The sequence below is a fragment of the Pseudomonas sp. RIT409 genome (genome assembly GCF_003052515.2).
Classification (GTDB): domain Bacteria; phylum Pseudomonadota; class Gammaproteobacteria; order Pseudomonadales; family Pseudomonadaceae; genus Aquipseudomonas.
The window spans coordinates 163,703-189,888 of the sequence record NZ_QARE02000006.1; the positions used below are offsets into that span (position 1 = coordinate 163,703).

The window sequence follows — 26,186 nt, forward strand, 5'->3', positions numbered from 1 at the left end:
TCCAGGCAAGGTCGGCGATCCGTCACGTCGGCGAACCAGAGCGCCTCGCCTGAGTCGAACCGAGGGTCGTGCTACTGGAATTTCATCCATTCACAGGAAATAACCGGTGACACGCCCTACAGTCATACAACCCATTTAATCGTCCAACCAACTTGAGGTCGTACCCGATGTCTCCGGAACCCAACGTTCGTGACGCTGAAGTGGCAGCCTTTCGTGAAGCTGTGCTCAACAAACTCGAGTTCGCCGTCGGCAAAGACGCTGCCCATGCATTCGACCATGACTGGTTCATGGCCATCGCACTGGCGACGCGCGACAAGATGGCCGAAAAGTGGATGAACCACACGCGGTACATCTATCGGCAGGAAAAGAAACGCGTGTATTACCTGTCGCTGGAATTCCTGATCGGACGCTTGATGTTCGACAGCCTGAGCAACCTGGGCATTCTGGAAACCGCGCGGGAGGCTTTGAAAGGCCTGGACGTCGATCTGGAAAAGATCCGCACGCTGGAACCTGATGCTGCACTGGGTAACGGCGGCTTGGGTCGCCTGGCGGCCTGCTTCATGGAAAGCATGTCGACCCTGGGCATTGCCGGCCACGGCTACGGCATTCGCTATGAACACGGCTTGTTCCGCCAGGCCATCGTCGACGGCTGGCAGCAGGAGCAAACCGAGAACTGGCTGGATTTCGGTAACCCATGGGAATTCGAACGCCCGGAAGTGATTTACCAGATCGGCTTCGGCGGCAGCGTGCAGCCGATGCTGGATGTCACCGGTTCGCCGATGCGTGATGCATCGGGCGAGACCCGCCAAGTCTGGCACGCTGGCGAAACCGTACGCGCCATCGCCTACGACACCCCGGTGGTGGGCTGGCGAGGCAAAGCGGTGAACACGCTGCGCCTGTGGCGGGCCCGCGCCGTAGAGGATCTGCATCTGGAACGGTTCAACGCGGGCGACCACGTCGGCGCGGTCGCGGAAGTCGTACGCGCCGAAAGCATCTCCCGCGTGCTGTACCCGAACGACAGCACCGAAGCAGGGCAGGAGCTGCGCCTGCGCCAGGAATATTTCTTTGTGTCTGCGTCGCTGCAGGACTTGCTGCGCCGCCACAAGAACATGGGCTACAGCATCAACAGCCTGCCCGAGCACGCGGCGATCCAGATGAATGACACGCACCCCTCGATTGCCGTGGCGGAGTTGATGCGTATCCTCATCGACCTCTACGAAGTGCAGTGGGACGAAGCCTGGCGGATCACCGTGGGCACCCTGGCCTACACCAACCACACGCTATTGCCGGAAGCGTTGGAAACCTGGTCGGTCGGCTTGATGGAGCGGATGCTGCCTCGTCACATGCAGATCATTTACATGATCAACGCGCAGCACATCGATCAGGTGCGCATTGATCACAAGGACGACCCGGACCTGTTCGGCCTGTTGCGCTCCGTGTCGCTGATCGAAGAAGACAACGGACGTCGCGTGCGTATGGGCAACCTGGCGTTTCTGGGCTCGCACAGCGTCAATGGGGTGTCGGCCCTGCACACCCAATTGATGCGCAAGACGGTTTTTGCGCAACTGCACAAGCTCTACCCGGAGCGCATCAACAACAAAACCAACGGCATCACCTTCCGTCGCTGGCTGTTCCAGTCCAACCCCCAGTTGACCGCGATGCTGGTCAAGGAATTGGGCGAACAAGTGCTCGACAATCACGAAACCGCCTTGCTGAAGCTTGAGCCGCTGGCTGACAACGCGGCCTTCCAGCAAGAATTCGCGGCGCAGCGACTGCACAGCAAAAAAGCCTTGGCCGCCATCGTGCAGGAGCGCATGGGCATCACCTTGAATCCCGAGGCGCTGTTCGACGTGCAGGTGAAGCGGATCCATGAATACAAGCGCCAACTGCTGAACCTTTTCCATACAGTGGCGCTGTACCAAGCCATGCGCGCCGACCCAAGCACCGACTGGGTGCCCCGCGTGAAGATCTTCGCGGGCAAGGCGGCTGCCAGCTATCACTCGGCCAAGCTGATCATCAAACTGGCCAACGACATCGCCCGCACGGTCAACAACGATCCGACGTTGCGCGGTCGCCTGAAAGTCGTGTTCCTGCCCAACTACAACGTGAGCCTGGCGGAGAACATCATCCCTGCCGCCGACTTGTCGGAACAGATTTCCACGGCAGGCCTCGAAGCGTCAGGCACCAGTAACATGAAGTTCGGCCTCAACGGCGCGTTGACCATCGGCACCCTGGACGGTGCCAACGTCGAGATGAGCGAGCAGGTGGGCCTGGAGCACATGTTCATTTTCGGCATGACCTCCCAGGAGGTCGAAGCCCGCAAGCATGCCGGTGAGTTCAATGCCCACGGCGACATCGCTTCGTCAGCGCGGTTGAACGACGTTCTGCAGGCGATTCGGGGGGGCGTGTTCTCTCCGGACGATCCGTATCGCTATGCCGGGTTGATCGAGCAACTGATCAACTACGATCGCTTCTTCGTCTGTGCGGATTTCGAATCCTATTGGACCGCCCAGGCCCGCGTCGAACAGCGCTGGCACGACAGCAAAGAGTGGTGGCGCTCAGCCGTTCTGAATACGGCGCGCATGGGATGGTTCTCATCGGACCGCACCATCCGCGAGTACGCGGACGAGATCTGGCAAGCCCTGGATTGACCGCCTGAGGTGGTCACTCCTAGAGGGTGCAGGCTGCCCTGTGGGCCAGCGCGCGCGGCGTGTTCGACACGCCGCGTTCTCCGGTCGCATGACCTCGGGTCGTGCGAGATGTGGTTCTCGCCGCTGACACAAATTTTTTTCTCCGCTTGAACGCCCGATATACTCCTGCCATCGCCGCGCTGCGGCCAAAAGGAATGTCGTCGCGTGCAATGGATTCTTTTACTGGTGGGCCTGTTCTTCGGCGCGGTGCTGGATGAATCGCTGCTGGGCGGCGCTGTCGGCGCCGTCATTGGCCTCACCTTGGGACTGAGCATTCGCTTGTCCTCACTGTCTCGTCAGGCCGCCGAACACCAGGCACAACTGGCGCAAACCCGTCTCGATCTGCAAGCGCTGGAACTGCGCCTGAGCCAATTGGACTCTGCTGCGGCACAGTTGCCCGATGCACCCGCCCCAGCGCCACTGCTCGTGGAACCGGTTGCGGACAACGGCCCCGAATTGCTCTGGGACTTGCCGGATCTCGAACCGGAACCCGCCGAAACCACCACCAATTCGGAATGGCGTCGCATGCGCGAGGCCCCTTCCGCTTCCGAACGCGCTCACGCACCGGCCGCGCCGAACCTGGTCGACAACCTGCTGCAGCGCGCAAAGGATTGGTTGCTGGGTGGCAATACGGTGCTGCGCGTTGGCGTGGTGCTGCTGTTTCTCGGCCTGGCGTTTTTGTTGCGCTATGCCACTGAAGGCATGGTGGTGCCCATCGAAGCACGCTACGCCGCCGTCGCTGTCAGTGCGCTGGCGCTTATGGGGCTGGGCTGGTGGCTGCGGTCGCGGAATGAACCCTTCGCCCTGATGATGCAAGGCACAGGGGTGGCAGTACTTTATCTGACGGTCTTCGCCGCGATGAAAGTCCACACCTTGCTCGCCCCTGGCATGGCCTTCAGCCTGTTGGTTGCAGTGACGCTGTTTTCCGCCATTCTGGCGCTGACCCAAAACTCCCTGGCCTTGGCGTGCGTGGCTGCACTGGGCGGTTTCGCCGCGCCCCTGTTGACCTCGAGCGGCGACGGCAGCCACGTGGCATTGTTCAGTTACTTTGCCTTGCTCAACACTGGCATCTTCGCCATCGCCTGGTTCAAGGCCTGGCGTGCGCTGAACCTGATCGGCTTCGTCGGCACATTCGGCATCGGCTTCGCATGGGGGCTGAAGGCCTATACCCCAGCGCTTTTCTGGAGCACCGAACCGTTCCTGATCCTGTTCTTCCTGATGTACCTGGCCATCGGCCTGCTATTCGCACGGCGCAAATTACAAGAACACACCACCGGGCCAGAAAACGACAGTCGTGAAGCGCTGTTGCGCTGGTCGGCGTCCCAGAGTCATTACGTCGACGGCAGCCTACTGTTCGGTACGCCCATCGCCGGGTTCGGCCTGCAATACGCCATTGTTCAGCACATGGACTTCGGTGCGGCCTTCAGCGCCCTGCTGCTCGGGCTGCTGTACATGGGGATCGCAAGGCTGCTGGCCGGACGCGCCCCGGGGCGAGTCCTGTTGCTGGTGGAGGTCTGCCTGTCACTGGGCGTCGTCTTCGCCACACTGGCCATCCCTCTCGGGCTCAGTGCCCAGTGGACCACAGTGGCCTGGGCGGTCGAAGGCGCCGCGGTCTTTTGGCTGGGGATGCGACAAAACCGCTTGCTGGCCCGCGTATTCGGCCTGTTGCTGCAACTGGGTGCAGGCTTGTCGTATCTCGACATCGTCGATCACAGAAGCTCACCAGGGGACGGACCTGGCTTCGATCATGGGGACTTCTGGACGCCCCTGATCATTTCGCTGGCGGCCCTGGTCAGTGCCTTCACCGTCGAACGGATCGGCACATTGCGCCTGGCGCGGAGTCGGCAGGCTTTGCAACCGTGTTTGCTGGCCGGGGGAGCGTTGGGCTGGTCGGCGGCGCTGTGCGTCAGCACCTACTACGTCCCTGGCAACAGGGTAATACCCACCCTGCTGTTACTAGGGGCTATCAGCGTCGGCCTGTGGACAGTGACCGCGAGGCGCCTGAACTGGGCCGGACTGGCGCAACTGTGCACGCTGTTGACCCCGGCCAGCTTCGTACTGCTGGGGCTGATGCTCTTCTCCCCTTATTACCATCCGGCCGCGGAGGGTGGCTGGCTAGTCTGGATAGCGGTTTTCGCAGCGCACCTGATTTCGCTGAAGCGCCTGGACCACCTGCTGGTGCCTCGTCTGCGCACTGCGGCCCACGTGCTGGGGTGCTGGCTGATAATCACGGTGCTATCGCTGGAGCTGCGTCATGCCCTGCTCATGCTTTCCGAATCCTACAATGCATGGCGCTGGCTCGGCTGGGCGCTGATACCGAGCCTCTACCTGCTGGCCATGACCTCGGATCGCCATTGGCCATGGCCGGTCGGCAGCTACTCCCGTGAATATCGGGTCTGGGCCGCTGCGCCCTTGGCGGCCGCGATGCTGGCATGGTTTTGGTTGGCGAACGGTTTCAGTGACGGCGCTGCCGACCCCTTGCCTTACCTGCCGCTGATCAATCCGCTGGAATTGGGCCTGGCGATCACACTGGTAGCCGTCTGTGGCTGGACGCGCCTGCAATTGCCGCAATCGGGAGTCGATTCTCATACGGCTGTGCGAGCCTCCTGGATCATCGCCGGTGCTTCTTCCTTCGCGTTGATCACGGCAATGGTGATGCGCAGCGCCCATCATTGGGCGGAGGTGGCCTGGAACAGCGAAGCGCTGTTCGATTCGATGCGGGTCCAGGCCGGTCTGTCCATCGTCTGGACCCTGACCGCGCTGGCCTTGATGGTGGGCGGGCACCTTCGTTCGCGCAGACAGGTGTGGATCGTCGGTGCTGCGCTGATCGCGGTCGTGGTGGCGAAACTGTTTTTCGTCGAATTGAGCAACCGTGGAGGGCTGGAGCGAATCGTCTCATTCATCGGCGTTGGCATTCTGCTGCTCGTGGTGGGATATTTCGCACCACTACCACCGAAAAGCCCTACTCAAAGCCCGTCTCCTTCCGACGAGACGGCTTCCGATTCGGCCATGCCATAAACGCCAGGAGTCCGTTGTTGAGTCACCAGTCTCTCGCCAAGGCCGCTGTCATCGGCGCACTGTTATTGGCCCCTCTGCTCAGCCTCGCGGAGGATTTGCCGGATGATTTCGCCCACCATACGCCCCTGACGATCAGCGGCGAAGGCCCTTGGTATCGGCTCGAACTGCCGCTGGCCGCACAACTCAATGCGCGCCAGAGCAACCTCAATGATGTTCGCGTCTTCAACGCCGACGGTCAGGCCCAGCCCTATGCACTGACATTGGGCCAGCCGCAGCGTCAGGAGGAGGAAACGCCGGTCGACGTCAAATGGTTCCCCCTTTACAACAGCGACGATGCCAAGGACGCCGAACCGAGGATACGCGTGGAGCGCAGCACCACCGGCACGCTGGTCGAGGTCCAGCCCCAGGAGGACATGGAGGCCGGTGAGGAAGTCCTGCGCGGCTGGCTGTTGGATACCAGCGCAATCAAGGGTCCGCTGGATCAACTGATTCTGGACTGGAGCAGCGAGCGCGAAGGCTTCCAACGCTTTGACATCGAAGCCAGCGACGACCTTCAACATTGGCTACGCTGGGGCGAAGGCCAGGTGGCGCGCCTGTCATTCGCTGACGAGTTGGTCGAGCAACGGGTCGTGACCTTGCCGGGCCGCAGCGCTCGCTACCTGCGCCTGCTCTGGACCAACCCGCAATCGGCCCCGACGCTGACCTCCGCGCAATTGGTCAGCGTGCGCCCTGGCGTGCTGCCCCTGAGCTGGTCGCCGAAGATTGCGGGCAGGGTGGAAAAGCCCGGCGTCTACGTCTGGCAGTTGCCGGTGGCGCTCCCGCTGGAGCGCATGAAGATCGACATCGCTCAGCCCAACAGCCTCGCCCCCGTCACCCTCTACGCGCGCCACGACAGCAATGGGCCCTGGCGGGTGGTCGACAGCGGCCTGCTGTATCGGTTGACGCAGAATGGTCAGGACGTCGTGCAGGATGAAATGGAATTGCCGGGCGACGTCATGCAGCAATTGAAGCTTGAGGTCGATGATCGCGGCGGCGGGCTGGGCAAAGAGGCGCCCGGGCTGCGTTTTGCCGTGCGCGCCACCCAACTGGTATTTCTAGGTCGCGGCGCGGCGCCGTATAGCCTGGCCATCGGCAATGCCACGATCAAAAGCGCCAGCTTGCCGTTGAGTACCCTGGTGCCCGGCATCACCCCTGAAAAATTGGCGTCACTGGGCAGCGCCAGGTTGGACGCCTCCACGATGAACGCTCCAGTGGCTGCCGCACCGCCGGCAGCCGGCCCGGACTGGAAGCGCATAGGGCTGTGGGCGGTACTGGTGCTGGGCGTGATATTGCTCGGCGCAATGGCGCTGGGCACATTGCGAGCGTCAAACGCCAAGCGGTGAGGCTGAAACGATCCTGCGTGAGAAAATGCCGGATCGCCACACCCCGCTGTCACGGATGCATGGCAAGATTCCTGTAGCCCGTGAACCGAAACACTACGAAACCGGTCTGACAGGCAGTATTCAATCGCCACACACGTTAAACTGTGTGCGTTTTTATCCCCCCTTCTTCGGAGCTCTCCATGTCCCGCACTACCCTGAGTCGCTATCTGATTGAGCAGACCCGCAGCAACAATACCCCTGCCGATCTGCGCTTCCTTATCGAGGTGGTGGCGCGTGCGTGCAAGGAAATCAGCCACGCGGTTTCCAAAGGCGCCCTGGGCGGCGTCCTCGGCAGCATGGGCACTGAAAACGTACAGGGCGAAGTGCAAAAGAAGCTGGACGTGATGTCCAACGAAATCCTGCTGGAAGCCAATGAATGGGGCGGTCACCTCGCGGGCATGGCGTCCGAGGAGATGGACAACGCCTACCAGATTCCCGGCAAATATCCGAAAGGCGCCTACCTGTTGGTATTCGACCCACTGGACGGCTCGTCGAACATCGACATCAACGCCCCAGTGGGCACCATCTTCTCGGTACTGCGTTGCCCTAACGAATACCTGAGCCAGAACGAAGCGCTCAATGAAAAGGCCTTCCTGCAACCGGGCAGCAAGCAAGTGGCCGCCGGCTACGCGATCTATGGCCCGCAAACCATGCTGGTTCTGACCCTCGGCGATGGCGTGAAAGGCTTCACGCTGGACCGTGAGATGGGCAGCTTCGTGCTGAGCCACGAAAACATCCAGATTCCGGAGTCCACTCAGGAGTTCGCGATCAACATGTCCAATGCGCGTCACTGGGAACCGCCGGTCCAGCGCTACGTCGACGAATTGCTGGCGGGCAAAGAAGGCCCGCTGAAGAAGAACTACAACATGCGCTGGGTAGCGGCGATGGTTGCCGATGTACACCGCATCCTGACCCGCGGCGGCCTGTTCATGTACCCGCGCGATGCGCGTGAGCCTTCCAAACCGGGCAAATTACGCTTGATGTACGAAGCGAATCCGATGTCCTTCCTCGTCGAACAGGCCGGTGGCGCGTCCACCAACGGCCATGAACGCATTCTCGACATTCAGCCTGAAGGCCTGCACCAGCGCGTTGCCGTGTTCCTCGGTTCGAAGGAAGAAGTGGAACGCGCCACCGCGTACCACAAGGCCTGACGGTGCGGGAGCCCTGGCTGCCGCTCCTTGAATGGTGGTTCGGTGATGCCGAATCACCCACCGAGGCCGCCAGGCAACAAAACGCCCTTTGGTTCGGCAAGAAAAAGTCCCAGGACGCCGACGCGTCGAATCGCTTCGGCGGGCTGGTCGAGCTTGCGCTCGCGGGCGGGCTGTCCGAATGGACCGCCACGCCCAAAGGCTGGCTGGGGTTGGTGCTGTTGCTCGACCAACTGCCTCGCATGATTTTCCGCGGCACCGCCAAATCCTATGCCGGCGATGAACGTGCGCAGGACTTGGTCAGGCACGGCCTGAGGCTCGATCGAGACCGCTTACTCACACCGCTGCAACGCACCTTCATCTATCTGGTACTCGAGCACACCGAGACGCTGGACGCACAAGACGAAGCCATCCGCCGCTTCTCTGCCCTCCTCCCCTTGCAGCCTGCCACCGACCGGGACTACTTCAACCGCACGCTGGATTACGCGAAGAAACACCGCGCGGTGATCGAGCGATTCGGGCGCTTTCCCCATCGTAATGACCTGTTGGGCCGATCCTCCACGGCGCAGGAAGTGGAGTTTTTGAAAGCGCCCGGGTCGCGGTTTTAAGCAGCACCAAGTCGAGCGCAGAAGCTTCGGCTCGAACAGCAGCCATAGCCGCGCCAGCGAGGGCATCAGGGAACCCGACCTGCCCATTCTCTTCTAAGCTTTCGGCATGACGTCAGTACTGGCGCTGCCCCCTTCAGGTTCAGGAGCTTCATCCATGTCGTTGCGCTCTATCGCGTTGTTGTCACTCTGCGTGCTACTGGCCGCATGCAGCAAAATCAATCAGGAAAACTATTCGAAGATCTCCGCCGGGATGTCCAAGGCGCAAATCGAACAGTTGCTGGGCAGCCCTACCGAATGCTCTGGGGCACTGGGGATGTCGAGTTGCACATGGGGCGATCAGAAAACGTTCATCAGCGTCCAGTACGCGGCCGATAAAGTCGTGATGTATTCCGGCCAGGGGTTGAAATGAACCTTCGTCCAGTCATGCGTAGGGCGGCGATAGTACTCGCAGCCGTGTGGTTGAGCGCCTGTTCAGTCACCCCGAACGGCGATTCCATGGCGCCCCGAACGGTCGATCATGTTGACTTGAAGCGCTATCAGGGCACCTGGTACGAACTGGCGCGCATGCCCATGTTCTTCCAGCGCAACTGTGCGCAATCCGAAGCGCACTACAGGCTCAAAGGGGACGGCAATGTCGCGGTGACCAACCGTTGCCTAACCTTCGCCGGCAAGTGGGAGGAAGCGAATGGGACGGCGTCCCCGCAGGTGGAGGGCAAGACCGACAAGCTATGGGTCGTGTTCGACAACTGGTTCTCGCGACTGCTGCCCGGCGTTGCCAAAGGCAATTACTGGGTGCTGTACGTGAGTGATGATTACAAACTGGCGATCGTCGGCAATCCGAGCCGTCAATACCTTTGGCTGCTGTCGCGCACCGCCCATGTCTCCGAATCGGTGCGCAACGACCTGCTGATGAAGGCCCAACAACAAGGTTACGACACCACCAAACTGATTTGGCGGGCCGAGGATGCCAAGGTCGCGAAAGTCGCCGACTGACGGAATGGCCGCCCAGACGGACGGCCAAATCAATCGCATTCGAGGTGCAGGAGCGACGGTCGGTCTGGCCGTCAGCCCAGCAGTTCGCGCAGTACGTTCGTAAATGCTCGGCCGCTGTCCTCTTCGTCAGCGTGACGCCCGTCGCGGATGACCCAGCGACCGTTGACCATGACGTGACGCACCTGACGATCGCCACCAGCAAACAGCCAACGATTGAGAATCGCATCCCCCGTGGCGGTCGTCAGATAGGGGTCGTTGCCGTCGAGCACCAACCAGTCGGCGCGCTTGCCCGCTTGCAGGGCGCCCACCGGCTGCCCCATCGCCTGAGCTCCGCCTGCCAGCGCGGCGTCATACAAGGTCCGACCGACCCCGGGCTGATCGGGGCGATACAGCCGGTTACGGCGTTGATCCCGCAGACGCTGGCCATATTCCAGCCAGCGCAGCTCTTCGACCACACTGAGTGACACGTGGCTGTCCGAGCCGATCCCCCAACGCCCACCCTGGGCGATGTAATCAACCGCAGGAAAGATCCCATCGCCCAGGTTGGCCTCGGTGGTCAGGCACAGACCGGCCACCGCGCCGCTTTTGGCCATTTGTGAGACCTCATCCGGTTCGGCGTGGGTCGCGTGTACCAGGCACCAGCGCTCATCGACTTCGATATTGTCGTAAAGCCATTGCAGCGGACGACGCCCGCTCCAGGCCAGACAGTCGTCGACCTCTTTCTGCTGTTCGGCGATATGGATATGAATGGGGCAAGGCGAGCCATTGGCCGCCAATACCTGCTCGATCTGCCCTGGCGTGACGGCGCGCAGCGAATGAAAACACAGGCCCAACGCCTGCGCCGGTTGGGCACCGATAATCGGTTGCAGGCGCGCGTGCAAATCCAGATAACTGTCCGTGGTGTGAATGAACCGACGCTGGCCCTCGTTGGGCGCCGAGCCGCCGAACCCGGCGTGCGAGTAGAGCACTGGAAGCAATGTCATGCCGATGCCCACCGAGCGCGCCGCCTGACTCACCTGCAACGCCAGCTCCGCCGGATTAGCGTAGGGCTTGCCCGCCGCATCCTGGTGCACGTAATGAAACTCGGCGACCGAGGTGAAGCCCCCTTTGAGCATTTCGATGTACAACTGACGGGCAATTACGCCCAACTGTTCGGGATTGATCTGCCCGACCAGGCGGTACATCAAGTCACGCCACGTCCAGAAACTGTCGTTGGGATTGCCTGCCACCTCTGCCAGGCCAGCCATCGCGCGCTGAAACGCGTGAGAGTGCAAGTTCGGCATGCCCGGCACCACCGGACCGCCGATCGACTCGGCGCCCTGACGGTCAGCATCAGCCTGCACACGGGTGATAACCCCTTCGGCACTGACCTCCAGACGCACGTTATCGGCCCAGCCAGCCGGTAATAACGCTCGTTCGGCAAAGAAAACGGACATCGTTTCGCACCCCCTGCGTGAAATTGTCTATACATATACAGACGTTTGCCTGCCCGGTAAACTGCGGCAAGCTTGTCGGCACTCGCGTTAATGGTTAGCGTGGGCGCCATTTACGGCTTGTTCACCCACCGCTCGTCATCACAAGGATTTCTCCGTGCCGACTCCGCCTGCCAATTCTTCACTGGCCGCCCAGATGGGTGACAGTCCGGCGCCGCTTTACGCCCGGGTCAAGCAGATGATCACCCAGCAGATCCAGAATGGGACCTGGCCCCCGCACCACCGCGTACCCTCGGAGAGCGAGCTGGTGACGCAACTGGGCTTCAGCCGCATGACCATCAACCGCGCCTTGCGCGAGATGACGGCCGAAGGCTTGTTGGTGCGTATGCAGGGTGTCGGAACCTTCGTGGCCGAACCCAAGACTCAGTCTGCGCTGTTCGAGGTGCACAACATCGCGGATGAAATCGCCTCTCGCGGCCATACGCATACCTGCCAGGTGATTATCCTCTGCGAAGAAGCCGCAGGTTCAGAGCGAGCCCTTGCCTTGGAGATGCGCGAAGGTCAACGCGTCTTCCACTCCTTGATCGTCCACTTCGAGAACGGCATTCCCGTGCAAATCGAAGACCGCTTCGTCAACGCAGCGGTGGCCCCCGACTACCTCCAACAAGACTTCACCAAGCAGACACCCTACGCTTACCTGAATCAGGTGGCACCGCTGACCGAAGGCGAGCACGTGGTCGAAGCCATTCTCGCCGACCCGGATGAATGCAAGCTGCTGCAAATCGAAAAAGGCGAGCCGTGCCTCCTGATCCGTCGCCGCACTTGGTCAGGCCGTCAGCCGGTTACCGCCGCGCGGCTGATCCACCCCGGCTCACGCCATAGCCTGGAAGGACGTTTCAGCAAATGACGCAATTGACTGTTTTGCGCGCCGCCACTTACCCGCGCATGCCCTGGAAAAACGGCGGCGGCAGTACCGAGGAAATCACCCGCGACGCAGGCGAAGGTCTGGACGGCTTCGGCTGGCGCCTGTCGATCGCCGACATCGGTGAGTCAGGCGGATTTTCAGTGTTTGCAGGGTACCTGCGCATCATTACGGTGCTGCAAGGCGCGGGCATGACGCTCAACATCGATGGGCAGGACAGCGAGCCATTGCTGCCGTCCGATCCGTTCGCTTTCCGGGGCGACAGTCAGGTGTCCTGCACCCTGCTGGATGGGCCGATTCGCGACTTCAACCTGATCTACTCGCCGCAGCGCTTCCGCGCTCGCCTGCAATGGATCGACGTGCTGCAACCCCAGCGGTTTTTCAGCTCGGCCCATGTATTTCTTGTCTTCAGCGCTGCCGAACAGATGGCCGCGAATGTCGGCGAACACCCGCCGCAGTTGCTGGAGCGCCACGATTGCCTGCAATTGGACAACGCCGAGGGCTCGCTGCTGGAAGTGGTGTTGTATGCGCCCCGGGCAAGCCGCGTTTGCGTGATCGAGCTGACCGCGATCTAATCGCGGCTTCCCGCAGCGCGTAGCTGCTTGATCCGGTCGCGCTCTGCCGTGAAGCGGCACACCGGATCCGGCGTTGGAGCGTTTGCGGGTGGCACCCGGCAGGTGGGGTGCCATGACCTTCAACACGGGCACTCCGGGTAGGTTCTGAATTCAACACAAGGACGCGCATGACCACGCTCAAACACAACACAGAAACCCCTCGCGCCGTCGCGATTCTGGCCCGCTTTCTAGCCTCGGAGTCTGCCGGTGGTATCGTGCTGATGGGCGCGGCATTGGCCGCGATCATCGTCGCCAACTCCCCCATGGCCTCGTTGTATTTCGCCGCGCTACACAGCGTTTGGGGCGGATTGTCCGTGGAGTTGTGGGTCAATGATGGCCTGATGGCGATCTTCTTTCTGATGGTCGGGCTGGAAATCAAACGAGAAGTACTGGCAGGCGGCCTGGCCAGTTGGGGCCAGCGTGCCTTGCCCGGTTTCGCTGCGGCCGGCGGCATGCTGGTGCCCGCGTTGATTTACGTGGGCATCAACACAGGCAACGCCGAAACACTCAGCGGTTGGGCGATCCCGGCGGCGACCGACATCGCCTTCGCGCTGGGGGTGCTGTCGCTGTTGGGCAAGCGCGTTCCGACCTCACTGAAAGTCTTTCTCGCGGCATTGGCGATCCTCGATGACTTGGGTGCCGTGACCATCATCGCGCTGTTTTACAGCTCTGGCCTGAACCTGCCCATGCTCGGCGCCTCGTTCGCGACACTGGCGGTGCTGGTGATCATGAACCGCGCGGGGATACAGCGCCTGCTACCGTATCTGCTGCTGGGCCTGCTGCTGTGGTTCTTCGTGCTGCAATCCGGCGTGCATGCCACGCTGGCAGGCGTGGCCCTTGCGCTGTGCATCCCCTTGGGCACCCGACAGGAAGAAGCGCGGTCCCCCCTGTTATTTCTGGAAGAGAAGCTGCATTACTGGGTCGCCTTCGGCGTCGTACCCGTGTTCGGGTTCGCCAACGCGGGCGTATCGCTTTCAGGCATCACGTGGGGCAACCTCGTGGACCCGGTTCCGCTGGGTGTCGCGCTGGGACTGTTCGTGGGCAAGCAGGTTGGGGTATTCATCGCCGCGGCGCTGGCGATTCGCGCGGGTCTTGCGACGCTACCGGAAGGCAGCAACTGGACGCAGATGTATGGCGTGGCGCTGTTGTGCGGGATAGGTTTCACGATGAGCCTGTTCATCGGTAACTTGGCGTTTCCGGGCGCTGCGCACTTGATCGATGAAGTGAAAGTGGGCGTGCTAATGGGATCGATCGCCTCGGCAATCGCGGGTGTGCTGTTGTTACGAAGCCCACTGGCGAAACGCTGATCCCCCTTGGCGCATTACGGGACTACGTGCCTATTTCCTGCCCGTCTGGTGGTTTGACGACGACCACCGTGACGGCCATTCGAAAAAGCCCTCCCGTGCGTCGTAACAATGTGTTTCTAGAGTGGCGCGGCGGTTATTCTGGATACCATCGCACACACCTCTGGTGCGCCGTCGGCGCGGTGAGCGCCCGTATCAAGCGCGGCAATGCCACGCGGCGGGAGTGTTTTGGATGAGTGAAAAACAAGACAAGATCCCTGATCTCGACGTGCAGACCCTGGCGGGCGAGTACGTGCTGGGCACCTTGACGTCCGACCAGCGGGCCGAGGTCCAGGAACGGCTGGTCCATGACCCTGCCCTGCGCAAGGCCATCGACGGCTGGCGCTCGCGGCTGCTGATGCTTACGGAAATGGCCGAACCTCCCAGTCCTTCGTCGCGCCTCTGGAATCGCATCGAACGAAACATCAACGGACTTAGGCCAACCCCACAGACCCGCAGAGCCCAGCGCAAGAAACGCCGCCTGGCTTGGTGGGATAACGCGGGGCTTTGGCGCGGCCTGGCCGGGCTGGGATTGGCCGCGTCGGTGATCCTCACCACACAATTGCTCGGGCACGTTCCCACACCGCCTGCACCTGCGTTTCTGGCGGTGCTTTCGACGCCTGGAGACCACCTACCCGGGTGGGTGATTCAAGCCAGCAACTTGCGCGGTATCCAATTGGTGCCGGTGGACCAGACTCAAGTCCCCATCGGCAAGGTGCTGCAGCTCTGGACCCAGGCCGATGACTGGCAGGGCCCGATCTCCCTTGGGCTGGTCTCGCCGGGACAAACGTTAAAGGTGCCAACAGACCGTCTGCCGCCGTTGCAGCCGAATCAGATGTTCGAGCTGTCGCTTGAGAAGGCCGGCGGCTCCCCGACCAACAAACCCAGCGGGCCGATCCAGTTTATCGGGCGAACGGTGAAGGCCGGGTAAACGGAGCGAATCACGCGCCGCACCCGTGGCAATGATGCAGGCTTCCAAAGCAAGTTTCCCAAGGGAGCGCGGTAGCATTTACCAACGCAAGACTCGGGGCCCGAGCAGCCCGCCTAACACGCTCGACAACAACAACCCCAACAAATACCAGACACCCCAGAAAGGGATCTCCATTTCCGGGCAATGCAGGCAGTACGCGATCGTCGCCAGCGAGCCTGCGAGCAGTCCGCCGCAAGCGCCGGCCAGGCCCAGCCGCGTGGGTGCCATGCCACGCAATGCCCAGAAGATCGCGGCGAAGCCGGGTACTGACAAAAGCACGATGTTGAACGCACAGACCTTCCACGTTTTGCCGAACACCAGGCTCAGGCGCGCATCGGGTGCCGCCTGTGCCAGTGCGAACAGTGCCCCTGCCCATACGGCCAGCACCCCAGCCATCACCAGCCAACGTCCTGCTCCGCACGTCATGCCTGGCCGCGCCAGACGCGTGATCATCCAAAGCGCTCCCACGCCCAGGCACAGGGGGAAGGCCACCTTGCCCCAAAACAGAGGCGTATGAGCCACCGCTACCAGATCCGGCCGAATGCCGAATATCAGCAGCATCATTACTGTCGACCCCGACAACGCCAGTATCACCGCCAGACCGAAACGCCTGAACAGCAGTCCCCTCTCGACGGGCGTGACACCGCCTGCCAGCAGGGAAATCAGTTCCTCGGTTTTCATCGTGCACCCCGTATGCGTGCCGCCAACGCCTTGAGGCCGCGATGCACGCCAATCTTGACCGCAGACTCGGACAGCCCGGTCAGTTTCGCCGCCTCTGTCACCGACAAGCCCTCCAGTTTCACATGCATGATCGGCAAACGCTGACGATCAGGCAGGCCACTCAATAAGCGACTCAAGTCGCGCCGCGCCTGTGCAGGCTCGAGTTCGGGCTCGGCAAACAATTCAGCCGTGTCATCCAGCGAATCGTTGAACACATCTCCCCGCGAACGCCCCCGGTAGAAGTCGGTGAGCTTGTAGCGGGCAATCGCGAATACCCATGCGGTCAGCGGCTGATCCTCTCGATAGGTGTGCCGAGCATTGTGAATGGCGAGCAACACTTCCTGAAGCACATCTTCGACATCACCCGGCTGACGTGATAGGCGCACCCGCAAGAAACCGCGCAGGTGATGGCTCAGGTCGGTGAGAAATGCCCGATAGGCACGCTCATCCCCATCCTGACCCGCCAGAAACAGCGCCTGCAGGCGTATTTCCCGATTGCGCAATGCGCCTTGATCAATAGTTCGGTCCATCGCTCGCCCTGGTTACACCGACCGGAAAGTTCCTGTGGAACGACGCGAGCAGTAGACCCCTTAGGACGCGCGTAAACAATTCAACATTCTGTTACCGATTGCACCGTCCTGGAGCAGGCGCACCTCAAAGTAACAATTTCCGAGTGGCTGTAACGCCCAACCCGGTAGCGGACTAACCTTTGATTTTCCTGGGAGGCCCTTCACCTCAGGCGCTCAACGAAAATTCAGGCTCATCAGCAGACTTGGCCCTTCAGTTGCATATGCTTGTATGTACAAGTAAATATGAGTATGGAAGCGTGCGGTCTGAGCACCGCCTGCCGCGGCGCCTGATTCGCCAGACCCTATTCCGCCTGTTCGACGCAGGCACCGTCAGCCCAGTGACTGGGCCGGATTGATCATCGAGGATTGTGACGTGACGACTGACAACAAAGCCCCAGCCCAGCAATGGACCAAACGCCGCAACGTGGAAATCCGCGCTGCCCGTGGCACTGAACTGACCGCCAAGAGCTGGTTGACCGAAGCGCCGCTGCGGATGTTGATGAACAACCTGGACCCTGAAGTCGCCGAGAACCCGAACGAATTGGTGGTCTACGGAGGCATCGGCCGCGCGGCGCGCAACTGGGAATGCTACGACAAAATCGTCGAAAGCCTGCGCAACCTGAACGAGGACGAAACCCTGCTGGTTCAATCGGGCAAGCCGGTCGGCGTGTTCAAGACTCACAGCAACGCGCCTCGCGTCCTGATCGCCAACTCCAACCTGGTGCCCCACTGGGCGAACTGGGAGCACTTCAACGAACTGGACGCCAAGGGCCTGGCCATGTATGGCCAGATGACCGCGGGCAGTTGGATCTACATCGGCAGCCAAGGCATCGTGCAAGGCACGTACGAAACCTTCGTTGAAGCCGGTCGTCAACACTACGACGGCAACCTCAAAGGCCGTTGGGTCCTGACCGCAGGGCTCGGTGGCATGGGTGGGGCACAGCCGCTGGCAGCGACGCTTGCTGGCGCCTGCTCGCTGAACATCGAATGTCAGCAGAGCCGCATCGATTTCCGTTTGAAAACGCGCTACGTCGACGAACAGGCGTCCGATCTCGACGACGCACTCGCCCGTATCGCCAAGTACACCGCCGAGGGCAAGGCCATTTCCATCGCCTTGTGCAGCAACGCGGCAGAGGTGCTGCCGGAACTGGTTCGTCGCGGCGTGCGCCCCGACATGGTCACCGACCAGACCAGCGCCCACGACCCGCTCAACGGCTACCTGCCCAAAGGCTGGACCTGGGAGCAATACCGCGACCGCGCCGCCACCGAACCGGCTGCGGTAGTCAAAGCGGCGAAACAATCGATGGCCGAACACGTGGAGGCCATGCTGGCGTTCCAGAAACAAGGCATTCCAACTTTTGACTATGGCAACAATATTCGTCAGATGGCCAAGGACGAAGGCGTGAGCAACGCCTTCGACTTCCCAGGCTTCGTACCGGCCTACATCCGTCCACTGTTCTGCCGCGGGATCGGCCCGTTCCGCTGGGCAGCGCTGTCGGGCAACCCGGAAGACATTTACAAGACCGACGCCAAGGTCAAAGAGCTGATTCCCGACGACGCGCACCTGCACAACTGGCTGGACATGGCCCGCGAGCGCATCAGCTTTCAGGGGCTGCCCGCCCGTATTTGCTGGGTTGGCCTGGGCCAGCGCGCCAAGCTGGGCCTGGCCTTCAACGAAATGGTTCGTCGCGGCGAACTGACGGCGCCGGTCGTGATCGGTCGCGATCACTTGGACTCCGGCTCGGTTTCCAGCCCCAACCGCGAAACCGAATCGATGCAGGACGGGTCCGACGCTGTGTCGGATTGGCCGTTGCTCAACGCGCTGCTCAACACCGCGAGCGGCGCAACCTGGGTTTCGCTGCACCACGGCGGCGGTGTCGGCATGGGCTTCTCGCAACACTCGGGCATGGTGATCGTCTGTGACGGCACTGATGAAGCGGCCGCACGTATCGCCCGCGTGCTGCACAACGACCCGGCCACCGGCGTGATGCGTCATGCAGATGCCGGTTACCAGATCGCCATCGACTGCGCCAGAGAGCAAGGCCTGAACCTGCCGATGATCAACTAGTAAAACGCAAGTCCTGAGCATGGCGCTCGCTCTCGTTGGAGCGCGCTTGCCCGCGAATCCGTCGGCACGTCCACTGAAGGGGTGACTGACACAACGCTATCGCGGGCAAGCGCGCGCCTACAGCTTGCCGCTGCGTGATCCAACACTTGCTTTTGGGGAATGTTCGAGATGGCTGTTCCAGATGATCGTGCTGCAAACGTTTCCGTGATCGAAAAGCGTTCGATCGACTACATTCCTGACGCGGAAAGACAGGGTCGTCTCTTCAGTCAATTCACCTTGTGGCTGGGCGCGAACCTGCAGATCACCGCCATTGTCACGGGCGCGCTGGCAGTGGTGCTGGGCGGTGATGTGTTCTGGTCGCTGATCGGCCTGTTCGTCGGCCAAGTGCTGGGCGGTGCGGTCATGGCGCTGCACGCGGCCCAAGGGCCGAAACTGGGGCTGCCGCAGATGATCTCCAGCCGGGTGCAATTCGGTGTCTACGGGGCGGTGATTCCATTGGTGCTGGTGTGCCTGATGTACATCGGCTTCTCGGCGAGCGGGTCGTTGTTGGCGGGGCAAGCCGTTGCTCAATTGATTCAGGTGCCTGACTGGCAGGGTGTGCTGTTGTTCGCCGCCGCTATCATCGTCCTGACCCTCTTCGGTTACCGCGTCATCCACATGATTGGCCGTGCGGCCAGCATTATCGGCGTGGTGGCCTTCGTGTATCTGTTCGGGGCGCTGCTGGCAGGCAATGACCTCGGCGCGCTGCTGGGCAACAAGCATTTTTCGCTGAGCAGTTTTCTGCTGGCCATCTCGCTGTCGGCATCGTGGCAGATCGCCTTCGGTCCTTACGTCGCGGATTATTCGCGCTATCTGCCGCGCAGCACCTCGGCGCGCAAGACCTTCTGGGCCGTGGGGCTGGGTGCGGTGATCGGCGCGCAGGTCTCGATGGTGTTCGGTGTGTTCGCCGCGGCACTGGCGGGGAAGAATTTCGCGCACCACGAGGTGCAGTTCATTGTCAGCCTGGGTGGCACAGGTGCAGTGGCCGCGGCGCTGTATTTCAGTATCGCCTTCGGCAAGGTCACGGTGACCACGCTCAACGCCTACGGCAGTTTCATGTCGATGGCCACCATCGTCAGCGGCTTCAAAGGCAACCGCCACCTCTCCAGCGCCGCGCGCCTGTCGTACATCGTTGCGATGGTCGGCCTCGCCACGGCGCTTGCCCTGGCGGGCAAGGATTCCTTCCTCAAGGACTTCTCGGCGTTCATCCTGTTCCTGCTGGCCTTCTTCACCCCTTGGAGCGCCATCAACCTCGTGGACTTCTACTGCATCACCCGGGAGCGCTACGACATTCCTGCGCTGTCCGACGCAAATGGCCGCTACGGGCGCTGGAACGCGGTCGGGATCACCGTTTACGTCATCGGTGTGCTGATCCAGATGCCGTTCATCTCCACCCACTTTTACACCGGCCCGCTGGTTGCCAGCCTGGACGACACCGATATCTCGTGGATCATCGGTCTGGTAGTGCCCGCCGCGCTGTATTACTGGGCGGCGAAAAAATGGCCTGGCCGGATTGCCGACCGCCTGATTTTGCCGACCGAACAATCCACTTTTGAAAATCGCCCTTTCAACACCAGGAGCACCACCCCATGAAGATGAAAAAAGCCCTGTTCCCGACACTGCTGACCGCAGGTCTGCTCGTCAGTGGTGCCAGCCATGCGGCGGGATGGTGTGAATCCGGCAAACCGGTGAAATTCGCCGGGCTGAACTGGGAAAGCGCCATGCTGCTGACGGACGTTCTGCAAGTGGTGCTGAACAAAGGGTATGGCTGCGAAGTGGACAGCCTGCCGGGCAACTCGATCACCATGGAGAATGCCCTGAGCACCAACGATATCCAGGTGTTCGCCGAAGAATGGGTCGGCCGCAGCGAGGTCTGGAACAAGGCCGAAGCGGCGGGCAAGGTGGTCGGCGTAGGCGCTCCGGTCAAAGGTGCAGTCGAGGGCTGGTACGTCCCGCGCTACGTCATTGAAGGTGATGCCAAGCGCAACCTGAAAGCCAAGGCCCCCGATCTGAAATCGATTGCTGACCTGGCCAAGTACCCGGCGCTGTTCAAGGATGCGGAAGAGCCCAGCAAAGGCCGCTTCTACAACTGCCCGGCCGGCTGGACCTGCGAATTGGAAAACAGCGAGATGCTGAAGAGCTACGGTCTGGAAGACAAATACACCAACTTCCGCCCTGGCACCGGGCCTGCGCTGGACGCGGCGATTCTGTCGAGCTACAAGCGCGGCGAACCGATCCTTGCGTATTACTGGTCGCCGACGCCGTTGATGGGCCAGGTCGACTTGGTTCGCCTGGAAGAGAAGGCGGGCGTGAACAAGACGATCGACATCAAGGTCGGCCTCTCGAAAGCCTTCCACGACCAGGCCCCCGAATTGGTGGCGGTGATGGAAAAGATCAACATCCCGATCGACCTGCTGAACCAGAACCTTGGGCGCATGACCAAGGATCGCATCGAGTCGCCCAAACTGGCGAAGATCTTCCTCAAGGAACATCCTGAAGTCTGGCATCAATGGGTCAGCGAGGATGCGGCGAAGAAGGTAGAAGCTTCTCTCTGATTCGAAACCCGACCTGTAGGAGCGTGTTTGTCCCGCGATCTGTCGCAAAGCGGCAGCAAAATCAGGCCATACGGTGCATCTGATACACCGTGATCGCAGGGTTTACGACCGGTTCCCGGTCGATCGCGGGACAAGCCACGCGCCTACGGGGCCGGGTGAAAAATTCACAGACCGAGACACGATTATGTTCCCCGAAAGCTTTACCTTCTCCATCGCCGACTGGGTCAACGGCTGGGTCGACAAATTGGTCACCCAGTACGGCGATGTGTTCCGGCACATTTCGGACACGTTGCTGTGGGCCATCGTCAAGCTTGAGGCTTTGCTGCGCATGGCGCCCTGGTGGCTGTTGCTGGCCATTGTCGGCCTCATTGCCTGGCACGCCACGCGCAAGATCACCACCACAGCCGTGGTCGTCGGCCTGCTGTTCCTCGTCGGCGCGGTCGGGCTGTGGGACAAATTGATGCAGACGCTGGCCCTCATGCTGGTGGCCACCTTCATTTCCGTGCTGATCGGCGTGCCGCTCGGCATTCTCTCGGCGCGCAGCAATCGTCTGCGTTCGGTGCTCATGCCCCTGCTGGACATCATGCAGACGATGCCCAGCTTCGTGTACCTGATTCCGGTGCTGATGCTGTTCGGTCTGGGCAAGGTACCGGCGATTTTCGCGACGGTGATTTATGCAGCCCCGCCCCTGATTCGCCTGACCGATCTGGGTATTCGCCAAGTGGACGGCGAGGTCATGGAAGCGATCAACGCTTTCGGCGCCAATCGCTGGCAGCAACTGTTCGGCGTGCAACTGCCACTGGCCTTGCCGAGCATCATGGCAGGCATCAACCAGACCACCATGATGGCGCTGTCGATGGTGGTGATCGCGTCCATGATCGGCGCCCGTGGTCTGGGCGAGGACGTGCTGGTCGGCATTCAGACCCTCAACGTCGGCCGCGGACTGGAAGCGGGGCTGGCCATTGTCATCCTGGCGGTCGTGATCGACCGCATCACGCAGGCCTATGGCCGTCCACGGCATGAGGCGAGCAAATGATGAGCACCGAACCGAACAAAATCGTGGTCAAGAACGTCTTCAAGATTTTCGGCAACCGCGCCTCGGAAGCGCTGGAGATGGTCCGTCAGCAGCAGACCAAGGATCAGGTACTGGCGCGCACCGGTTGCGTGGTGGGCGTGAACGACCTGTCAATGTCCATCGGCAGCGGCGAGATCTTCGTCATCATGGGCCTGTCCGGCTCCGGTAAATCGACGCTGGTGCGCCACTTCAACCGACTGATCGACCCGACCAGCGGCGAGATTCTGGTGGATGGGGAAAACATCCTGACCTATGACATGGAAGCCCTGCGCAACTTCCGTCGACGCAAGATCAGCATGGTCTTCCAGAGCTTCGGCCTACTGCCTCACAAGACCGTCATCGACAATGTGGCCTACGGCCTAGCGGTTCGTGGCGAGAGCAAGGCACAGTGCGCCGAACGCGCGCAGCACTGGATCAACACCGTGGGCCTGCAAGGCTACGAGAAGAAATACCCCCACCAGCTTTCCGGAGGCATGCGCCAGCGCGTGGGCCTGGCCCGTGCCTTGGCTGCCGATACAGACATCATCCTGATGGACGAAGCCTTCAGCGCCCTGGACCCTCTGATCCGTGCAGAAATGCAGGACCAGTTGCTGGAGCTGCAAACCACCTTGCACAAGACCATCGTGTTCATCACCCACGACCTCGATGAAGCCGTGCGCATCGGTAACCGCATCGCCATTCTCAAGGATGGCCGGTTGATCCAGGTCGGCACCCCGAAAGAAATCCTCCACTCACCCGCCGACGAATACGTTGACCGTTTCGTCCAGCGTCGTGTGGCGACCATTTAAGGACGGCTGTACCCATGGCGCGAGCACAACAGATCATCATCGGCGACGCACCGGTCACCTGGCAGGCCGTCACGGCCGTGGCGCGCCACGGCGCGACTCTGGCTCTGTCAGACGCGGCCTGGGCCCGTATCGATAACGCCCAGGCCATCGTTCAGCGCATCGTCGCCAGCGGCGAGCGCGCCTATGGCGTGAACACGGGGCTTGGCGCCCTGTGCAATGTGTCGCTGCAGAATGAGCAGCTCAGCCGCCTGTCACGCAACACCTTGCTCAGCCACGCGTGTGGCGTGGGGCCTGTGCTGGCGGACGAGCAGACACGCGCGATCATTTGCGCCGCGATCATCAATTACAGCCAAGGCAAATCCGGCATTCACCGTCAGGTGGTGCAGGCCCTGCTGGCCTTGCTCAACCACCGCATCACCCCGCAAGTCCCGTCTCAAGGGTCGGTGGGGTATCTGACGCACATGGCCCACGTCGGCGTGGCGCTGCTGGGCGTGGGCCAGGTGAGTTACCGTGGGCACATCGTTTCGGCACTGCAAGCACTGGCCGAGGAAGGGCTGTCGCCGGTCGAACTGGGCGCCAAAGACGGGTTGTGCCTGGTCAATGGTACGCCTTGCATGACGGGCTTGAGTTGCCTGGCCATCGCCGACGTCAATCGCCTGATGCAGTGGGCGGACGTCATCAGCGCCATGACGTTCGAAGGCCTGCGCGGACAGTTGGACGCCTTTGACGAGGAGATCATAGCCCTCAAGCCCCACCCAGGCATGCAGCAGGTCGGCAAGAATCTGCGCGGCCTGCTGGCGGGCAGCGAAGTGCTGGCCAACAGTCAGGGCATCCGGACGCAGGACGCACTGAGCATTCGGTCGATTCCCCAAGTCCATGGCGCCACACGCGATCAACTGGCCCACGCGACGCGGCAAATCGAGACCGAACTCAATTCGGCGACCGACAACCCCCTGCTGCTGGGCACCCCCGAGGCCTATCGAGTGGTCTCGCAGGCCAACCCTCACGGGCAGTCGGTGGCCATGGCGGCCGATCTACTGGCGATTGCCATGGCCGAACTGGGTTCGATCGCCGAGCGCCGCCTCGATCGCCTGATCAGCCCGACCGTCAGTGGGCTGCCGGCGTTTCTGGTCAGCCAGCCGGGCGTCAACTCGGGGATGATGATCGTGCAGTATGTGGCCGCCTCCCTGTGCGCGGAAAATCGCCAGATGGCGCAACCGGCGATCGTCGACAACTACGTCACCTCCGGGCTTCAGGAGGACCATCTGAGCATGGGCACCAGCGCGGCGTTGAAACTGCACAAGGTGCTGGAAAACGTCACGCAGATCCTGGCCATCGAGTATTTACTGGCCGCACAAGCGTTCGAATTCTTCAAGGGGCCGCGTTTTGGCGTCGGCACCGAGGCGGCCTGGCGGTTGCTGCGCGAACGCGTCCCGGCCTACGACGAAGACCGCTGGCTGGCGCCGGACATCGCCAGCAGCGTCACTCTGCTCAAAAACGAAGAATCACTGGAAAGCATCTTTCAGGCCTGCCGCGACTACGCGCGGGCACACAACACCCGTCGCAACCCGAGCGCCACAAGCGCCGAACAGGCAGGAGCCAGTTCAAGGCACGCGACCGACCTCAACGAAGGAGTAGCAGCATCGTGACCGACAACCAACAGGCGACCCCGCTGAACCTGATCCCCGGCCAGTTGACCCTGGCGCAACTGCGCGCGATCTATCAGCAGCCCGTGATCCTGACGCTGGATGCCAGCGCCGCCGGGCAGATCGACGACAGCGTGGCCTGCGTCGAGCAGATTCTCGCCGAGAACCGCACCGCCTACGGCATCAACACCGGCTTCGGTCTGTTGGCCTCGACCCGCATCGCCAGTACCGACCTGGAGAACCTGCAACGTTCGCTGGTGCTGTCCCATGCTGCAGGCGTTGGCGAGCCGATCAGCGACGATCTGGTGCGGCTGATCATGGTCCTCAAAGTGAACAGCCTGAGCCGGGGCTTTTCGGGCATTCGACGGCAGGTGATCGACGCGCTGATCGCGCTGGTCAACGCCCAGGTGTACCCGCACATTCCGCTCAAAGGCTCGGTCGGCGCTTCCGGCGACCTGGCGCCGCTGGCCCACATGTCGCTGGTGCTTCTGGGCGAAGGCAAGGCGCGTTACCAGGGTCAGTGGCTGAACGCTGTGGAGGCGCTGGCGGTCGCCGGTCTCGAACCGTTGACGCTGGCGGCCAAGGAGGGGTTGGCACTGCTCAATGGCACTCAAGTCTCCACCGCGTATGCGCTGCGCGGCCTGTTCGAAGCCGAAGACCTGTTCGCCGGTGCACTGAGCTGCGGCGCACTGACCGTTGAAGCCGTACTCGGCTCCCGGGCCCCCTTCGACCCGCGCATCCATGCCGCTCGCGGCCAGCGTGGGCAGATCGACACGGCTGCCGCCTTTCGCGACCTGTTGGGCGATGGCAGTGAAGTCTCCGAATCCCACCGCGACTGCGACAAAGTGCAGGACCCCTACTCCCTGCGCTGCCAGCCACAGGTGATGGGCGCCTGTCTGACTCAGCTGCGCCAGGCATCCGAGGTGCTGGCGATCGAATCCAACGCGGTGTCCGACAACCCGCTGGTGTTCGCCGCTGAGGGCGAGGTGATCTCCGGTGGTAACTTCCACGCCGAACCCGTGGCCATGGCCGCTGACAACATCGCCCTGGCCCTCGCCGAAATCGGCGCCCTGAGCGAGCGCCGTATTTCGCTGATGATGGACAAGCACATGTCGCAACTCCCGCCCTTTCTGGTGGGCAATGGCGGCGTGAACTCCGGGTTCATGATCGCTCAGGTGACGGCCGCTGCGCTGGCCAGCGAAAACAAGGCGTTGGCGCACCCGCACAGCGTCGACAGCCTGCCGACCTCAGCCAACCAGGAAGACCACGTGTCGATGGCTCCCGCCGCCGGCAAGCGCCTGTGGGAAATGGCGGAAAACACCCGAGGCGTGCTGGCTGTAGAATGGCTGGCTGCCTGTCAGGGGCTGGACCTGCGCAAAGGTCTGAAAACCTCGAAAAAACTGGAGATGGCCCGCGCCACTCTGCGCGACATCGTCCCGTTCTACGAAAAGGACCGCTTCTTCGCCCCTGACATCGAGGCCGCCATCCACTTGCTCGCATCCCGGTGCCTGAGCGAGCTGGTGTCCGCTGACTTGTTGCCGAGCTTCTGATCGGGACAGGCCAGGG

Annotated in this window: 21 protein-coding genes; 18 read left to right on the forward strand and 3 right to left on the reverse strand. The window is 61.8% G+C overall.

The window, feature by feature from the left end; genetic code table 11:
• Positions 1-167: 167 nt before the first annotated feature.
• From DBP26_RS10145 to DBP26_RS10175, 7 genes are all read left to right on the forward strand, one after another.
• Entirely contained in the window at positions 168-2,651 is a 2,484-nt protein-coding gene (locus DBP26_RS10145) for a glycogen/starch/alpha-glucan phosphorylase (RefSeq protein WP_108237445.1), read from the forward strand.
• A gap of 204 nt (positions 2,652-2,855) precedes the next feature.
• A complete protein-coding gene (locus tag DBP26_RS10150) occupies positions 2,856-5,708 on the forward strand; it encodes a DUF2339 domain-containing protein (protein ID WP_108237446.1) in 2,853 nt (950 codons plus the stop codon).
• A 17-nt stretch (positions 5,709-5,725) separates the two neighbouring features.
• On the forward strand, positions 5,726-7,090 hold the full coding sequence (locus DBP26_RS10155; protein ID WP_108237447.1) for a DUF3999 domain-containing protein: 1,365 nt from the start codon (positions 5,726-5,728) through the stop codon (positions 7,088-7,090).
• Positions 7,091-7,269: 179 nt separating this feature from the next.
• The gene (locus tag DBP26_RS10160) at positions 7,270-8,280 is read left to right on the forward strand and encodes a class 1 fructose-bisphosphatase (protein ID WP_108237448.1); all 1,011 of its coding nucleotides are present in this window, start codon (positions 7,270-7,272) and stop codon (positions 8,278-8,280) included.
• 2 nt (positions 8,281-8,282) lie between these two features.
• Entirely contained in the window at positions 8,283-8,885 is a 603-nt protein-coding gene (locus DBP26_RS10165) for a DUF924 family protein (RefSeq protein WP_108237449.1), read from the forward strand.
• Between the two features lie 154 nt (positions 8,886-9,039).
• A complete protein-coding gene (bamE, locus tag DBP26_RS10170) occupies positions 9,040-9,294 on the forward strand; it encodes an outer membrane protein assembly factor BamE (protein WP_108237450.1) in 255 nt (84 codons plus the stop codon).
• A 14-nt stretch (positions 9,295-9,308) separates the two neighbouring features.
• Positions 9,309-9,878 carry a lipocalin family protein gene (locus DBP26_RS10175; RefSeq protein WP_108237451.1) on the forward strand — a complete coding sequence of 190 codons (570 nt, stop codon included), beginning with the start codon at positions 9,309-9,311 and terminating at the stop codon, positions 9,876-9,878.
• A 71-nt stretch (positions 9,879-9,949) separates the two neighbouring features.
• Here the strand turns inward: DBP26_RS10175 and DBP26_RS10180 are convergent, their stop codons facing one another.
• Positions 9,950-11,314 (reverse strand): formimidoylglutamate deiminase, encoded by a 1,365-nt coding sequence (locus DBP26_RS10180; protein WP_108237452.1) that lies wholly within the window; start codon positions 11,312-11,314, stop codon positions 9,950-9,952.
• Positions 11,315-11,507: 193 nt separating this feature from the next.
• Here DBP26_RS10180 and hutC point away from each other — a divergent pair, with 193 nt between their 5' ends.
• The 4 genes from hutC to DBP26_RS10200 all read left to right on the forward strand — a co-directional run bounded on the left by hutC (position 11,508) and on the right by DBP26_RS10200 (position 15,121).
• Positions 11,508-12,218 carry a histidine utilization repressor gene (hutC, locus tag DBP26_RS10185; RefSeq protein ID WP_177411041.1) on the forward strand — a complete coding sequence of 237 codons (711 nt, stop codon included), beginning with the start codon at positions 11,508-11,510 and terminating at the stop codon, positions 12,216-12,218.
• Positions 12,215-12,808, forward strand: coding sequence for a HutD family protein (locus DBP26_RS10190; RefSeq protein WP_108237454.1), 594 nt, complete (start codon positions 12,215-12,217; stop codon positions 12,806-12,808). Before hutC ends, DBP26_RS10190 begins: the two co-directional genes overlap by 4 nt.
• Before the next feature lie 167 nt (positions 12,809-12,975).
• Positions 12,976-14,154: a Na+/H+ antiporter NhaA gene (nhaA, locus tag DBP26_RS10195; protein ID WP_108237455.1), complete on the forward strand. Its 1,179-nt coding sequence runs from the start codon at positions 12,976-12,978 to the stop codon at positions 14,152-14,154.
• 229 nt (positions 14,155-14,383) lie between these two features.
• Positions 14,384-15,121 carry an anti-sigma factor gene (locus DBP26_RS10200; protein WP_108237456.1) on the forward strand — a complete coding sequence of 246 codons (738 nt, stop codon included), beginning with the start codon at positions 14,384-14,386 and terminating at the stop codon, positions 15,119-15,121.
• 78 nt (positions 15,122-15,199) lie between these two features.
• Here DBP26_RS10200 and DBP26_RS10205 read toward each other — a convergent pair whose 3' ends face one another.
• Positions 15,200-15,841, reverse strand: coding sequence for a DUF1109 domain-containing protein (locus DBP26_RS10205; protein ID WP_108237457.1), 642 nt, complete (start codon positions 15,839-15,841; stop codon positions 15,200-15,202).
• Positions 15,838-16,410, reverse strand: a complete 573-nt coding sequence (locus DBP26_RS10210; RefSeq protein WP_108237458.1) for a sigma-70 family RNA polymerase sigma factor — start codon at positions 16,408-16,410, stop codon at positions 15,838-15,840. The genes DBP26_RS10205 and DBP26_RS10210 overlap by 4 nt, the downstream gene beginning before the upstream one ends.
• A 412-nt stretch (positions 16,411-16,822) precedes the next feature.
• On the opposite strand from DBP26_RS10210, the gene hutU reads away from it, so the two are divergent.
• The 7 genes from hutU to hutH (DBP26_RS10245) all read left to right on the forward strand — a co-directional run bounded on the left by hutU (position 16,823) and on the right by hutH (DBP26_RS10245) (position 26,170).
• Positions 16,823-18,517, forward strand: a complete 1,695-nt coding sequence (hutU, locus tag DBP26_RS10215) for a urocanate hydratase (protein WP_108237459.1) — start codon at positions 16,823-16,825, stop codon at positions 18,515-18,517.
• A 168-nt stretch (positions 18,518-18,685) separates the two neighbouring features.
• Positions 18,686-20,149, forward strand: a complete 1,464-nt coding sequence (locus tag DBP26_RS10220) for a cytosine permease (RefSeq protein ID WP_108237460.1) — start codon at positions 18,686-18,688, stop codon at positions 20,147-20,149.
• Positions 20,146-21,111, forward strand: coding sequence for an ABC transporter substrate-binding protein (locus DBP26_RS10225; protein WP_108237461.1), 966 nt, complete (start codon positions 20,146-20,148; stop codon positions 21,109-21,111). The genes DBP26_RS10220 and DBP26_RS10225 overlap by 4 nt, the downstream gene beginning before the upstream one ends.
• A 184-nt stretch (positions 21,112-21,295) precedes the next feature.
• Complete coding sequence (locus DBP26_RS10230; RefSeq protein ID WP_108237462.1) at positions 21,296-22,147, forward strand: proline/glycine betaine ABC transporter permease; 852 nt, start codon at positions 21,296-21,298, stop codon at positions 22,145-22,147.
• On the forward strand, positions 22,144-22,974 hold the full coding sequence (locus tag DBP26_RS10235; RefSeq protein ID WP_108237463.1) for a glycine betaine/L-proline ABC transporter ATP-binding protein: 831 nt from the start codon (positions 22,144-22,146) through the stop codon (positions 22,972-22,974). Before DBP26_RS10230 ends, DBP26_RS10235 begins: the two co-directional genes overlap by 4 nt.
• Before the next feature lie 14 nt (positions 22,975-22,988).
• Complete coding sequence (gene hutH, locus DBP26_RS10240; protein ID WP_108237464.1) at positions 22,989-24,623, forward strand: histidine ammonia-lyase; 1,635 nt, start codon at positions 22,989-22,991, stop codon at positions 24,621-24,623.
• Positions 24,624-24,646: 23 nt separating this feature from the next.
• Positions 24,647-26,170 (forward strand): histidine ammonia-lyase, encoded by a 1,524-nt coding sequence (hutH, locus tag DBP26_RS10245; protein WP_108237559.1) that lies wholly within the window; start codon positions 24,647-24,649, stop codon positions 26,168-26,170.
• Positions 26,171-26,186: the final 16 nt, after the last annotated feature.